At 59.7% G+C, this 14,009-nt stretch carries 9 protein-coding genes and 1 rRNA gene; 6 read left to right on the top strand and 4 right to left on the bottom strand.

Annotation, left to right across the window (positions count from 1 at the left end):
• Positions 1 to 7: 7 nt before the first annotated feature.
• Positions 8 to 352, bottom strand: a complete 345-nt coding sequence (locus tag MA07_RS09655; protein ID WP_036349967.1) for a hypothetical protein — start codon at positions 350 to 352, stop codon at positions 8 to 10.
• A 236-nt stretch (positions 353 to 588) separates the two neighbouring features.
• Between MA07_RS09655 and MA07_RS28810 the strand changes: the two genes are divergently transcribed.
• The 3 genes from MA07_RS28810 to MA07_RS09640 all read left to right on the top strand — a co-directional run bounded on the left by MA07_RS28810 (position 589) and on the right by MA07_RS09640 (position 3,298).
• A complete protein-coding gene (locus MA07_RS28810) occupies positions 589 to 2,184 on the top strand; it encodes an HWE histidine kinase domain-containing protein (RefSeq protein ID WP_244445214.1) in 1,596 nt (531 codons plus the stop codon).
• Between the two features lie 471 nt (positions 2,185 to 2,655).
• Positions 2,656 to 2,919, top strand: coding sequence for a hypothetical protein (locus MA07_RS09645; RefSeq protein ID WP_036349965.1), 264 nt, complete (start codon positions 2,656 to 2,658; stop codon positions 2,917 to 2,919).
• Between the two features lie 106 nt (positions 2,920 to 3,025).
• Positions 3,026 to 3,298 (top strand): SWIB/MDM2 domain-containing protein, encoded by a 273-nt coding sequence (locus tag MA07_RS09640; RefSeq protein ID WP_036349964.1) that lies wholly within the window; start codon positions 3,026 to 3,028, stop codon positions 3,296 to 3,298.
• A gap of 206 nt (positions 3,299 to 3,504) precedes the next feature.
• On the opposite strand, the gene MA07_RS09635 is transcribed toward MA07_RS09640, so the two are convergent.
• Both MA07_RS09635 and MA07_RS09630 read right to left on the bottom strand, forming a co-directional pair.
• Positions 3,505 to 7,449 (bottom strand): Ig-like domain-containing protein, encoded by a 3,945-nt coding sequence (locus tag MA07_RS09635; RefSeq protein WP_036349963.1) that lies wholly within the window; start codon positions 7,447 to 7,449, stop codon positions 3,505 to 3,507.
• Positions 7,450 to 7,665: 216 nt separating this feature from the next.
• Positions 7,666 to 10,563: a DEAD/DEAH box helicase family protein gene (locus tag MA07_RS09630; protein ID WP_081928881.1), complete on the bottom strand. Its 2,898-nt coding sequence runs from the start codon at positions 10,561 to 10,563 to the stop codon at positions 7,666 to 7,668.
• Positions 10,564 to 10,772: 209 nt separating this feature from the next.
• On the opposite strand from MA07_RS09630, the gene MA07_RS09625 reads away from it, so the two are divergent.
• The gene (locus MA07_RS09625; RefSeq protein WP_036349960.1) at positions 10,773 to 11,426 is read left to right on the top strand and encodes an SOS response-associated peptidase; all 654 of its coding nucleotides are present in this window, start codon (positions 10,773 to 10,775) and stop codon (positions 11,424 to 11,426) included.
• Positions 11,427 to 11,457: 31 nt separating this feature from the next.
• On the opposite strand, the gene MA07_RS09620 is transcribed toward MA07_RS09625, so the two are convergent.
• Positions 11,458 to 11,820, bottom strand: a complete 363-nt coding sequence (locus tag MA07_RS09620; protein WP_152568805.1) for a hypothetical protein — start codon at positions 11,818 to 11,820, stop codon at positions 11,458 to 11,460.
• Positions 11,821 to 12,538: 718 nt separating this feature from the next.
• Between MA07_RS09620 and MA07_RS09615 the strand changes: the two genes are divergently transcribed.
• Together MA07_RS09615 and MA07_RS09610 are read left to right on the top strand one after the other, a co-directional pair.
• A complete protein-coding gene (locus MA07_RS09615; protein ID WP_152568804.1) occupies positions 12,539 to 12,781 on the top strand; it encodes a hypothetical protein in 243 nt (80 codons plus the stop codon).
• 381 nt (positions 12,782 to 13,162) lie between these two features.
• Positions 13,163 to 14,009, top strand: a 16S ribosomal RNA gene (locus MA07_RS09610); the annotation flags it as partial.

The following is a 14,009-nucleotide window of genomic DNA, read 5'->3' as shown; positions in this document are numbered from 1 at the left end:
CCACCCGCTACTCGTCCCCTGTCACCGCCACCGTGTCGATCTTTGCCATCTCCGAGAGCGCTGGGGAGAGCTTCAGGCGGACAAGAACCTCGTAGACAGATTTTGGATTACAGCGCTCCTTCTGCGCGGAACATCGTTCGAAGTGGTCCAGATACTCGTCGCAGCGAGAGGGGCGCTGAAACGAGGGCAGTTCGGAGCAGTAGGTATAAGCCTGCCGGATGATAGTGGCAGAATTGGAGGAGCTCACCTGTTCCTGCTGGGAAGTGTCGGTGATCTTCTGATGGGCAATGATAATGGAGGCAGGGCCCAGAAGGATGGCGAGGGCTGTAAAGCCATGGTGGATTTTCCGCATTGGCTTACCTCGAACCGTTATGGTTAAGGCCAAGTTAATCGGATTCTGGCCTTTATGAAGGCAGGCCGTTTGGAAGCGCAGCAAGGCCGATGCAGTTTGCCGCCGGACCTTTGCTGAAACAGCCGCGTGCACTAGGTTCTAGAACGGTTGGGCTGGCTTTGGCGCGGTAGGCTCCCACCAGCTGTAAAATTCTGACCCATCCCTACTCCATCGCCTCCTCATCAGAACTCATCCCCATGACCAACGAACTAACCCAACTAATGCCGGCTGCTGGCCGAAGCACGAGCCGAGGCAAGGAAGAATTCCTGCGTGGTGGGGGCGAGATGGGCGAACTCATCCGAGCCTATGACTGGGCATCCACACTGCTTGGGCCGGCGGCTTCATGGCCACAGACGCTCAAGACCAGCGTGCGCCTGATGCTCAGCACCCACCATCCGGTGTTCATCTGGTGGGGAGATGATCTGATCCAGTTCTACAATGACGCTTACCGGCAGACCATGGGCCCAGAGCGCCACCCCAGTGCCCTTGGGCAGGGTGGACGGGAATGCTGGGCGGAGGTCTGGGACATCATCGGCCCGCAGATCGAGTACGTGATGGCCGGCAGGGGAGCGACTTGGCAGGAGGAGCAACTCGTGCCGGTGACACGCAACGGCCGACGGGAGGACGTGTGGTGGACCTACGGCTACAGCCCCATCGATGATAGCACCCGCCCTAGCGGAGTCGGCGGAGTGCTGGTGCTGTGCAACGATGTGACCCATCAGCGAACGGACGCCCGGCTGGTCGAAACCCGGCGGCGCCTGAATGCCGTGCTCAACAACGCGTCCGTGTCGATCTTCCTCATGGATGAGGGGCAACAGTGTGTCTACATGAACGCCGCGGCCGAGAAGATGACAGGCTACACCCTGGAGGAGGTGCAAGGCCAGCCACTCCATGACGTAGTCCATCACACCCGTCCTGACGGCAGTCACTTTCCCCTGGAGGAGTGCGCCATCGACCGCGCCTTCCCTGAGGACAACCAGATGCAGGGCGAGGAGGTGTTCGTCCATAAAGACGGCAGCTTTTATCCGGTGGCGTTCACGGCGAGCCCCATCCGGGACGCTGACGCCAAGACGATCGGCACGATCGTCGAGGTGCGGGAGATCAGCGCCGAGAAGAAGGCGCAGGAGCATCAGCGCATTCTCATCAATGAGCTCAACCACCGGGTCAAGAACACGCTCGCAACTGTACAATCCCTTGCCGCCCAAAGCTTCAGGCGCATCAGTAAGGAGGATCAACCAAGCATCAAGAGCTTCGAAGAGCGTCTGTTCGCCTTGGCTCGTGCTCATGACGTACTGACCCGGGAGAACTGGGAAAAGGCGGAACTGGGCGAGATCCTGGAGGAGGTTCTTGAACCCTATCGTCGGCTAGGCTCACGCATCGAGATCAACGGATCGGCCATTGCCCTGCCGCCGGGGACAGCCCTTGCGCTGGCCATGGCAGTCCATGAGCTTGCAACCAATGCCGGGAAGTACGGGGCCCTGTCGACTCCTGAAGGTCGGGTTGCAATCACCTGGAGGGTCACTCCAGGCGATCCTCCGCATCTGGCGCTGCGCTGGCAGGAGCGGGATGGCCCCTTGGTGACGCCCCCGACCCGCAGGGGGTTCGGAACTCGGCTGATCGAGAGAATGCTGGCCAACGAGCTGTCCGGTGAGGTCGATCTGGCCTTCGAGCCCACGGGCGTGGTCTGTTCCGTGAGGGCTCCGCTCGTGGGGTCGACATTCATCCAACCGAGGACGGTGGGCAGAACTCGCCTCATGACATGCGGTTGCCAAACCACCTACTGCGTCTGTTAGGGTAGGTGGGCTGCCAATCTGATGGCCCGTGTGGCTTTGACGGCTGAGGGCACCTATCGATTGCGCGAAATTGTCATAGGAGCCAGTGGCGGCGGTTGTGGAACTCATCCTTTGGCAGACTCATTCAAGATCTTATGCATTGGAATGGAAGCCGTCATTCACAGGCAATAGTGGCTGGAAGGAGCGAGCGTCGCGCGCATCATCGGCGGCCGACGTCACTCATGGCCCAGGTTCTGCAGGGGATCGGATCTCCAGGCCTGAGTTGTACCGTTCGCGACATCTCGGCAGGTGGGGCTGGGCTAGCCTTCGCAGAACCGACCGAGTTGACGGCAGGGTTCGTCTTGGCCATTCCCGATCTGGACCTTATGGTTGCGGCTCACCTGAGATGGAGCAGTGGAGAGCGACACGGTGTAGCGTTCGTGTGGCCGCAGCATCAGTAACCCGCAAGCAGGCACTTACCAAGGAGACCCCATGGGGAGGGAACCAAAGGACGAAGAAGAGGAAACCGACGCCAAGGCTCAGGCCAGCACCCCTCAACTCGACCGGCTCGAGAAGCTTGCCAACACGGCAGCGACAGCCGCTCAGGCGAGGCAGTGGCGAGCCCGCCAGAATGGCCTACGGGAGCAGGAAGAAGCCTCAGAAGTGCGCTCTCTGAACCATGATGCAGAGGCTCGAGCACAGGCCGAAGCGGCGATGCGGCGGATGATGGCGAATCCCAAGGGCAAACGTCGCTAGGTGAGCGCCTAGAGCTCCATTATCCGATCGTTCAACCCTCAGCGGCAATGGTCCGGCCCCTTTCCCCCTGCAGGGGGGAAGTACAGCGTAACAAAGGAGATTCACAATGGCAGAAGCCACCAAAACCAAGAAGCCGAATGGGGCGCTGGCGAAGCCGCTGCAGCCCTCGAATGAGTTGGCAGCCGTTGTCGGCTCGTCTCCCCTGCCCCGCACCGAAGTGGTGAGCAAGGTCTGGGAGTACATCAAGGCGAACAATCTTCAGAACCCCGAGAACAAGCGCGAGATCCTGGCCGATGACAAGCTCCGGCCAGTCTTTGGTGGCAAGGACAAGGTCAGCATGTTCGAGATGAACAAGCACTTCGCCCAGCACCTCACCTGAGATTCCCTTGTACGGGTAGGCTGACCTGCACGAATAGTTAAGCTTGGCTGTTTGATGTTGCAGGCAACGGGCGCGTTGCGTATCAGCCCGTACAATCTCCATAGCCCCCAATGCTTGGAGCTGGCCCTGGTGGAGAACACTTACCCTCTCCGCTGGGGCCTTTTTATGACGAAGTAGCTCCTAGCGATGCCGGACTATCTGAAATCTTAGATAATCCTGAAGGTGTCATATGTGAGCCATAGCCATGGGTCGATCTTAGCAAACTTCACCGCCGCACCCGACCCATTCCCGTCGGCATCATACAACAGTGCGCCCGTTGCAAAGTCGTAAAGGACGCGCACCTCGGCACCGATCGCTTTATCACCCCACTGGAACGCGTTCCAATCGAGTCCTCCGCGGCCGCCGACACTCTTGAAGATGGCGTTATCGAGGAGGATTCTGTCCTCCCATGGGTTGAACCCCTGGATCGTATCGGCCTCACCCTTGCCGAGCTTAGTGTCAAACACGAAGGAGTCCCGGCCTGCCCCACCACTGAGGATATCGGCGCCTAAGCCGCCATAGATCCGATCATCGCCCGAGCCACCGCTGATGGTGTCACGGCCGCTGCCGCCCATGATGATGTCATGACCTGCCCCGCCGGAAAGGCGGTCGTTACCAGCATCCCCATAGAGCCGATCGCTCCCAGCATTCCCATAGACATGATCATGCCCTGCTCCGCCATAGGCTTTGTCGGTGCCGTTCCCACCGGAAACCCTGTCGTTCCCGCTGCCGCCGTAGACCCTATCATTGCCGGACCCGCCGAACACGCTATCGTTGCCGGAGCCACCATCGAGGCGATCGTTTCCGGCGCGCCCAAACAGGCGGTCGGAGCCTGCGCCACCGAAGAGGATATCCTGACCAGCTCCTCCCGAAATTGTCTGATTTCCATCTGTCCCGTTGGTGTCGCTGGTGCCGTTGACCAGAACAGCGATGATCTGCTCAGTGCCATCGATGGTCTTGACCGTGAAAGTCTCCTGCCTGACCTCGCTGTCCTCGAGCGATTGGACAGCCGGGTTGCTGATATCGAGCAGGTAGGTCCATCGGCCCGTCAGGTGATCGAAGAAGAACGTGCCGTAAGTGCCGCGCGTATCGGCCATGGCTTCAAAGCTTGCCTCGCCCGTGTCCACATCGGAGACCGTCACCACGCCCGTGGCTATGGTGACGACGTGCTCCTTGACGGATCCAACTATGTCACCTCCGACAACAGCAGGGTCGTTCACTGCCGTCACGTCGATACGCATCGTGTATTGCGCAGACGTGTTGATGCCGCCATTCGCGGTGCCGCCGTTGTCTCTTACACGGAACGTGAAGCTGCCGTACGACGAGCCAGCTCCATTCTCAACGGTGCCTGGGGTGAAAACCAGCTTTCCGCGGGTGATGTCGGCACCGCTGATCTCCTGCCCGGCCACAACGGCTGCTCCGTTCAGCGCCAGGGCACCTCGATCCTGGAGAGCGTCGATTATGATCGAGAGAATGGCATTCGGCGCAGGTGCATCGACAGGGTCCGCAAATGCGAAGTCCGCAATCTCGATGACATACTGACTATCTTCGAGCAGGGTCAGGGTGCCGTTGCCTGAAGTTGGTGCATCATTGCGCGGAGTTGCAATCAGCGTGATGATGCCGTCGGCCGGCCCTGTCCCGGTGGCATCCCTGATCCGAGTGGCGATCGTGACCGTTTGGCTCCAATCAGGTGACGGCGTGAAGGCAACATCCGCGAGAGCTGCGTTCACGTCCGCGAGCGATCCGGTGACGGTCCACACGCCTGTTGTCGCATTGAAGCTTGATACGGCCGATCCGTACGTTCCAGAGCGGAGAGAGCCTGCAGTCGGATTGCTCAGCGCCAGCGTCGCAGTGACTGTCTCCCCGCAATCCGGGTCCATGATGACGATGTCACCCAGGGCAACAGGTCCGCCATCTTCCAGGAAGCCGACAGTCTGTGTCAGGTTGGTGGCCGTGGGAGCCACCGGATCCGGCTTGACGGTAAAGTTGTAGAACGTGTCGGTGGCATTCGCAGCGACAAAGTTGCCCGCCCGATCCTGGAAAGCCGAACCGCTCCACATCACAGCAATGGTCTTTCCTCCTGGCAAGCGGGAAGACGGGTCAATCGTCAGCGCCGCGGATCCCCAGCCGCTGACCCTGGCTGAGTCGGAGGCGATGGTCTCGAGAGCTGTCGCATCTGTCACGTTGTACAGGATGATGCTGCCCCCCGGCCCGATCTCGACCGGGCCATCAAAGCGTAGAACGATCTTGCTGTCCGGCGGGATCTCCGTCACGTCGTCCGCTGGCGTCGAGGTCGAGGGAATGGCAATCGGCGCGTTGGTATCAATGGTCAAGGCAAAGGATGAGGATACGCTACTGACATTGCCCGCGGTATCGCGCGCTACTGCGGTGATCTGGTGCGCCCCGCTCGCCAGGCCGGTTGTGGTGATAGACCAAACCCCGCCGACCGCAACACCAGAGCCGACCACTGTCGCGCCGTCATAGAGGGTAATGGTCGTGCCAGCTTCGGCGGTGCCGGTCAGGGTCGGCGTCGTATCATTCGTCAGGTTGTCGGCAACCGAGATCCCGCTGTCACTCGCATCGATCAGATCAGGGGCAGAAGGCGCGGCAGGAGGGAGCGTATCAAACGAGATGCTGGGCGTCGCACCTGCACCTCCGAAGTTTCCTGCCATATCAATATAGGATGCCGCGCCGACCGCGATAGTGGCTGTGCCGCCATTGATCCCCGCTGCCGGCGTGAAAGTTGCCGTCCGCGTCGTGCCACTCCCGGAAATCGCGCTGAGCGTGCCTCCGGAGACGACCACATCGCCGACAGTTCCGTTCCATGTGAAGGTTTGACCTGGATCCTCGCTGAAGGTGAAGGTGATCGTCGCCGTCTCACCGATCTTGAGAGATGACAGGTTGCTGGTGATCGTCACGGTCGGTGCCGTGGTATCGAGCACATAGGCCCGAGTGTAAACGGGGCCGCTGTTGCCAGCAGCATCGGTTACTTTGACCTGGAGGGTGTTGCTGCCAGAAAGCGTGACTCCTGCCAGTGACCAGACGCTCGAGCCTACGGAGGCGGCAGCGGCCATCCACGTACTGCCGTTGTCGAGAGAGAGGTGAACGGCATCGCCGGAAGCTAAGGGACCTGAGAGAGTACCGCTGATGCTCTGCGCCGCCGTGCGGGTCACGAAATCAGTCGCCGACTGCCCAGTATCGGCTGAAAGGGCCGCGCTGCTGATCACATTGGCCGGGGGCACTCCGTCAACCAGCACGCCAGATGTGGAGCCGACATTGTTCAAGGTCAGCGTTGCGGCATTGCCGGCGAGGTCGATGAGGGTCGCACCATTGAGTTGGAGAGACGAGATAGTGATGCCATCTGCATCCAACTGGCCCGGCTGCACCGCGTAACGGAAGGCCAGAGCACTTGATCCCGAACCAAAAGCATAATCTGCGTAAACGGTCTGTTCGCCGATCACCAGCACCAGTTGCGGTCGACCTCCATTGTCTTTGACCAATACAACTTCATCGAAGTTGACCCGGAACTCGAGCAATTGACCAGGAACGTAGCTGCCGTTCGCGGGCACGGAGAGGGATGTGACCGACGGACCGAAAGTATCGGCACTCGCGATCTGCAGATTGTTGATGGTTCCGTAGCCCGTAGTTGCGTAGGTGATGCGGACCTCGTCGACCAGGTCGAAGTTAGTGCCGAGGCTTACCGTCACAACAGATTCATCAAAATTCGCCTGGAAACTGGATTGGGCAACCTGAGCACCGTCCAGAAAGCCCTGGACCGTGACCACGGCGCCTTCATAGTTCCAGTCGTACCACTGAAAACTGTCCAACTGGAATGCGGAAGAGTCCTTGCTTCTGACGAAGAAGCCCTGCCACGGCGAATACCCGTCGGGTCCCCAGAAGGTAGTCAGCCCCGTGAATTGATTGCGGGGCATTCCTAGTTCGTAGTTGTCTCTCCACTCGATCGGCGTGCCCGGACTGGTGCCAAGCAGTCCGATCTGGATGTCCAGTGGCAGATTGTACGATCCGCCTTCCCCATCCTCGGCGATGCCATCGCTCCATGCGGAGCCTCCGATGCTCGTGAACGTCAGAGCCGGGTAGATGGTGCTTGCCATAGGAACGTTCGCTCTCTGAAAGGGCTACCAAGGCCTGCTGTCGCAAGGGACAGGGCGGATCAGGATGTTTCGCGCGGGAATACTACCTATGAGGGACCCACCCGGAGGAATCAAGACAATAATCTTATCTCGAAAGAGGTAGGTTTTGGACCATGCCTTAGTAGAGCGCTTACGAGTTCACAGCCAAGATCAGATGGCAACTTCCACATGGCGGTATCAACCATGGAGCCGATGCGCCCGGCTCTCTATGCTTGATTGTGCCTGAAGATAGGCGTCCCGATTGCGTTTGAATGTGGCGGCTTTCTCCAGATCCTTCAGAAGCTTCTTCTGTGCTGGTACCGGCTGCTGGGCATATCTGGCGCACAGACGCGGGAGCGAGAATGGGACAGCGAGTTCGGTCCGGTTCTTTGGTATGGCCGCTTGGATCAGACCCACCTGCTCCTCGGGCAGCGGTGATCCGCTCTCCCCACCAGTCAAGAGCAGCAGGTTCATCACGGCCGATGGCATAGCGCGAACGAGCTCCTTGCCTGGTGTGGCAGCGGCGATCTCAAGATACTCGGTGCGGGATAGCGTGATGCTCAGGGAGTGGTCCCTGGTGAGCGGACCATCGGCAAGGTCGTGGAGAGCCTGTCGGAAGATCTGCTCCCGCGCCCGAGCCGCTTCATCGTGCCGACCAAAGCCTGCCTTCTGCCGGATCCACTGCTCGGTAGGCCCCTTAGGGCCGACCGCCACAATCGATGACTTGATCAGTCCCTCGGCCAGGCTGGGGCGGAGTTGCTCTTCCTTCTCCGCGTTGTCGATAATGAAGAAGCGGATGCTCGTGTTTGCCACGATTTCCTTGATTTCGGGAAGGACCGACGGGTCGAAGGTGGTGATGGAAAAAGCCGTGGCCTTGCCGCCGACGGCATAAGGGTAAAGGTCGGCAAAGCGCTGGCGCAGCCGGCAATAGGCCGCGAGTAGGTCGCGACGCTGCGGCGTGAGCTGGTTGGGGCGATCCAAGACAACCGAGCGCAGGTCGGTCCGGAGGCTGTGAGCGCCCGTAGCACGCTCGATCAGACGGGTTGCAGCGATGTTGAGCAACCTGGCCAGGAGCGCCGCCTTGTCCTTCAGGAGATCGATAGCGGCTGACATGTGGGTCGCGCTGGACGGGTCGGCAAAGCCAGTGAGCCAGGGCAAGGCCAGAGGCCGCGCCTGCTGTAGGCTCTTCAGGAACTTGCGCTGCTTGTCGGTCGGGCTGGCGCTCTCATAATCGCCATCGTGCCGAATGCCCACGAAGGCGACATACTTACGGGCGACGTCCTGCGTCTTGCACAGGAACGCCTGCTGGGCACCCGTTCGCTCATCGTGCGTGGCTACCAGCCAGCGTGGAAGGTCCGGGGCAGTGTCCTGGTCGAACAGGCCGAACTCCTGCAGATCGCAGAACAGGGCTACACGGCTGGAGAACTTCTTGGTCTCGGAGTCGTAGCGGCGCATGCCAGTGGTCATGAGACCGCGGGCGAAAGGCTTTGGCACCGGGAGGGTTTCCTCCTCGCCGATCTCCATGGTCGGGTCGAGAGGATCGTCGTACTGCTCGCTGTCGCCCTCGCCCATCCGCAGCCGGATTTGACGCTGGCGCTCCTCGATCTGCTCGCGAAGGCTGGGATCCTTGTCGAACCAAGCCTCGAACTGCTCCCGGATCGGAGCCGCTAGCCCGCGGACCTGGCGGCGGCAGCGCTCCGGATCGTTCCGGCGCATGGCGTCGATGTCGCTGAATATGCGCAGGATCGAGTTGCCGACATCAACGAGGACTTGGTGTGTCTTGCCGGAAATCTTGTGAGCGCGTTCGCCTCGCCCGCTGATCTGCTTTACCGGTCCGATGGAACGCTCTTGGCAGGCCAGGATGTTGAGGTCTGTCTGGGGAACGTCGGTACCAACGCCAAGAGCATTCACGTTGACCAGAATGTCGAAGCCGCCGGCACGGGCCGCGTCGAGGAGATCGTCGCGTTTGATCTTGCGACCGACGGGCTCGCCCTCTTTCAGCCCCTCCTCGGCGCCGTTGCGCCAGATCCGGATTTCGCCGGCCACCACAAAGGCCACGCGGGGCTTCTCCTCTGCCCTTTCATGCCTGGGAGGGAGCTTTTCTTGAGCCAGGTAGCTGGAGAGCTCCTTGGCGAACTCTACGCTGTCGCAATGGATCATCGCCAGGGTGGAGTTGGCTGCACGCTTGGCCCAGATCCGAGCAACAGCCGCCACGATGAGGGCGGCAATCGCCTTGTCGCCCTCACTGGCCCCTTCCTTGAAGAACCGGGAGAACGCCTGCTGGGAGGCCTGATCGACCGACTTGTTCTCGGCCAGCAGCGCGAGAAATGCCCTCTCGATGAGCCGGACCGCATCCGTACCCAGGTGAGCCTCGAACTCACCGGTGGCGATGTCAAACCTGGTGGGAACCGTGCGGCCCGTCGCCAGGACCTCGTCATAGGTGGCAACGTCGATCAGGTCGTGCTCGATGCTGGCGCCGAAAGCGTCCAGCGGATCCTTGCCGTCGGTCCTGAATGGTGTGGCGGTCAGAACAATACCCGAGCCGCCGGCAAGAGCGACGCGAGAGAGGACTCTTGCGAGCTCGTCCGCCGCGGCCTTATGGCCCTCGTCGATGAGGACGACTCCTCCCCTCTTGCCGAAGCGATCGAGGGAGCGCAGGAAGTCCTCGTCATCGAGCTTGTTGACCAGCGACATGTTCGTCGCAGGGATGACGTCAGCATCCAGCGAATTACGCAGCATCGGGCTGTCGCCGATGGATTCGTTCTTGGCAACGTAGAATGCTGTTTGCGCGCTCTTCACCGCGGGAACGGTCTGGAACTGGGCATAGTTCTGGCGCAGCAGGGAGACGTCAGGATGCAGGACCAGGATCGGCTTGCTGAGGGATACCGCGTCCTCTGCCGCACCGGCCGCAAGCAGGCTCTTGCCGCTTCCCGTGGGAGCTAAGACCGCGCCCGAGCGTCCACGCTGAATGGCTTCTCGTACTGACGCGGCAATCCGGGCTTGATAGGGCTCTGCCTGCTTGTCACCGATCCTTCGGGACAGCGCCGGAACAGACGTTTGGGACAAAGCATCAGAGGAATTCGAAGAGGGCCGCATCAGTCAAATTCTTGAGAAACAATCGAAAAATCAGAAGGGCGGATCGGGCAAGCCGCGCATCATGATTCGCAAATCATAAACGCCGCCGGTTAGGAGCTCTGATTATACTCCAGAGGGTTGCGCGAGGCAGCGGTTATTGTCAGGTTCACAGCGACACAGTTGCCGGACCGAGACAAAACTCAAGGATGCCGAGACGAAAGGTTCCACCCGTGTGCAATCTCTATAGTTCCTATGCCACCCAAGCCGCGATGCGCCAGGCGTTCAACGTGACCCGTGACAGCGCGGGCAACGTCCCTCCCCTGTCGGCAATTTTCCCGGACCAGATGGCGCCGGTCATCAGAATGCATGATGGAGAGCGAGAGCTGATCCAGATGCGCTGGGGCTTCCCCCCTCCCCCGCAGGTTGGCAATCATCCGGTGACGAACGTGCGGAATGTTGCCTCGCCGTTCTGGCGTGCCTGGCTCAAGCCACAGTACCGCGTCTTAGTGCCCCTAACATCGTTCTCAGAATACAAGGATACTCGTCCACGAAAGACACCCGTTTGGTTTGCCCTCAATGAAGAGCGCCCCCTTGCCGCGTTTGCTGGTATTTGGCGGCCATGGACCGGCGTACGTGGAACGAAGGCTGATCCTGTTGAAGGCGAACACCTGCTCTATTCATTTCTGACATCAGAGCCGAATGGCGTGGTGGGGCCGATCCATCCGAAGGCGATGCCGGTCATCCTGACCACGCCGGAGGAATATGACGTCTGGCTCAACGCACCGACTGAAGAAGCCCTAAAACTTCAGAGACCGCTTCCCGACGAAATGTTGCGAATTGTTGCAGAGGGGGAAAGATCAGATCAAGCCAAGGTGCCGGTTTGAATGCTCACTGTCACAGCAGGAATCCGCGGCGCTAACCTCGTTCTCGAAGTCTAGTTCGGCGAACAGGCTCCATGCGCCCGTTATCGAGGAGCGGCAGGCACACGTGCATGGCCCAGTTCAGCAGCAGCCGCTCGTGATCGGCCCGGTGTGACAGACCAAGTAGCCGCTCCAGTATATGAGCTGGAACGTAGGAGCTCGGTTGTTTGGCGAACGCCTGCCCCAGCTTCTCAGCCAGGGCCATGACCGTCACGCCGATGGCGCCGGCCACAGGGCCGCGGGCCAGGATCTCTGACCTGGGCACCGGGAGGGGACGGCCTGAGGGATGGCAGTTCCGGTTGCGCCGGGATCTAGAGCGCTTCGGCTCGTGATGCGACATGCCGGTCAGACGGATCATTTGCGGTCTGGTTCCGTTCAGGCCCGTTTCGACCAACGTCCTGCAAATCCGGGCGTTGTCCCCATCTGAGGTTCAGCCGGTTGCGATCTTGCGCTTGGCCGGAGGACGGCCACGAGCCGAGAGACGACGCCGGATTTGCGCGCACCTCTCGGCCAGCGTGGTCATTAGCTTTTGCCTTCCTAACATTGAGTTCAGACCTATGGCTGCAAGCAATGTCGCGGAGCCGTCTGCGCGTTATCAGACGCGATTTGTTGATGCCCGGGCAGGCAGTGCCGGTTCATCGTCTCCGATGCGGCTGCTGATGAGGCAGTCTGCTGCGGGGCGCCGGCATCGGAAATGTCCAGCTGGTGCTACTGGCACTGGCAGTTGGTGTTTGTGCCAACCCGGCATGACCGGAGCCGACGCCAGGCTGCCTGATGAGCGATTCCGGTGAAGCGCCCGTTGGCTCACCCCTTGGATTTTCGAGATCCGTTACCAGATATCTATTGTGGGCGCTGCCGGTTTGGCAGGCTTCGAAGCCTCCTCTGCATTGCCCGTGGATTTTGATCGATCAGCTCGATTGGACCCTGCGGCATGAGGCTCTGTGGATGCGCGATAGATCTCCCTTGCATTCGCCGGGAGATCGCTTATGTGTCTTCTCCCGCGCCGCTGCGAGAGCAGGCAGGCGTCCTTTTCTAGACACGGCGACGATCAGTTCCTAAGCCCTTGCCTGGGAGCGATGTTGCGCCTTCAGACGCATGCAGTTCGAGACCTGACGGCTCGGGGGCAGATTCTGAGGGTGAAGCTCTGTGTGTTTGGCTACTCCATGAGCGATGAAGGTTCGAAGGTCATTCGAAGCGTTCATCCGGCTCCTCTGGCGACAATCCGCAAATTAGCTGAAGATTTCATGTCTTTTGCTGAAGAACAACACAGAAATTTCATCATTTCTGTGAAGGCTATCGCTGTGTCTGCACTTTTCTAGAGACGGCAAATCTCAGAAACTCTTCGAAATTCTTTTCGAATGCTGTTGACACCGGTCCGGGCTTTGACTAAATAGGGTTCATCGACGGCGGCCACTGAGGTGGCTGGCCTGACGGGGCCTTGAGGATCCTGGCGCTTCGAGCGGCAGGATGGTTCGAGGTTCTGTTCTTCGTCTTTGGTGGCGGGGAATTTTGCTCTTTGACATTGTTGAGAGGGGAAGAGAAGCGTAGGCGGCGGTGTCCTTGCGGGCAGCTTTTACGAGCTGCTGTAAGATACATCGACCAGTTCTATGCTTTGGTGAGTACACCGCTTCAGTGGAAACGCTGGAGTATGGAGGTACTCTGTCAATTTGCGTAGTGACTATAGTCGAGATCAAATTCTTCAACTTGAGAGTTTGATCCTGGCTCAGAACGAACGCTGGCGGCAGGCTTAACACATGCAAGTCGAACGCATCCTTCGGGGTGAGTGGCAGACGGGTGAGTAACGCGTGGGAACGTGCCCTTCAGTTCGGAATAACCCAGGGAAACTTGGGCTAATACCGGATACGTGCGAGAGCAGAAAGATTTATCGCTGAAGGATCGGCCCGCGTCTGATTAGCTAGTTGGTGAGGTAATGGCTCACCAAGGCGACGATCAGTAGCTGGTCTGAGAGGATGATCAGCCACATTGGGACTGAGACACGGCCCAAACTCCTACGGGAGGCAGCAGTGGGGAATATTGGACAATGGGCGCAAGCCTGATCCAGCCATGCCGCGTGAGTGATGAAGGCCTTAGGGTTGTAAAGCTCTTTCGGCGGGGACGATAATGACGGTACCCGCAGAAGAAGCCCCGGCTAACTTCGTGCCAGCAGCCGCGGTAATACGAAGGGGGCTAGCGTTGTTCGGAATCACTGGGCGTAAAGGGCGCGTAGGCGGCTTTATAAGTCGGGGGTGAAAGCCTGTGGCTCAACCACAGAATTGCCTTCGATACTGTATGGCTTGAGACCGGAAGAGGTTAGTGGAACTGCGAGTGTAGAGGTGAAATTCGTAGATATTCGCAAGAACACCAGTGGCGAAGGCGGCTGACTGGTCCGGTTCTGACGCTGAGGCGCGAAAGCGTGGGGAGCAAACAGGATTAGATACCCTGGTAGTCCACGCCGTAAACGATGAATGCCAGCCGTTGGGCAGCTTGCTGCTCAGTGGCGCAGCTAACGCTTTAAGCATTCCGCCTGGGGAGTACGGTCGCAAGATT

The organism is Microvirga sp. BSC39, from assembly GCF_000739015.1.
Lineage (GTDB): Bacteria > Pseudomonadota > Alphaproteobacteria > Rhizobiales > Beijerinckiaceae > Microvirga.
Note: the sequence above shows the minus strand (reverse complement) of the source record. Positions and strands in the feature narration are given on the sequence as shown.

Coding starts and splice junctions, on each gene's coding strand:
- MA07_RS09655 (WP_036349967.1), bottom strand. CDS start 352: ATGCGGAAAATCCACCATGGCTTTACAGCCCTCGCCATCCTTCTGGGC.
- MA07_RS09620 (WP_152568805.1), bottom strand. CDS start 11,820: ATGATCCGTCTGACCGGCATGTCGCATCACGAGCCGAAGCGCTCTAGA.
- MA07_RS09645 (WP_036349965.1), top strand. CDS start 2,656: ATGGGGAGGGAACCAAAGGACGAAGAAGAGGAAACCGACGCCAAGGCT.
- MA07_RS28810 (WP_244445214.1), top strand. CDS start 589: ATGACCAACGAACTAACCCAACTAATGCCGGCTGCTGGCCGAAGCACG.
- MA07_RS09640 (WP_036349964.1), top strand. CDS start 3,026: ATGGCAGAAGCCACCAAAACCAAGAAGCCGAATGGGGCGCTGGCGAAG.
- MA07_RS09630 (WP_081928881.1), bottom strand. CDS start 10,563: ATGCGGCCCTCTTCGAATTCCTCTGATGCTTTGTCCCAAACGTCTGTT.
- MA07_RS09615 (WP_152568804.1), top strand. CDS start 12,539: ATGTTGCGCCTTCAGACGCATGCAGTTCGAGACCTGACGGCTCGGGGG.
- MA07_RS09635 (WP_036349963.1), bottom strand. CDS start 7,449: ATGGCAAGCACCATCTACCCGGCTCTGACGTTCACGAGCATCGGAGGC.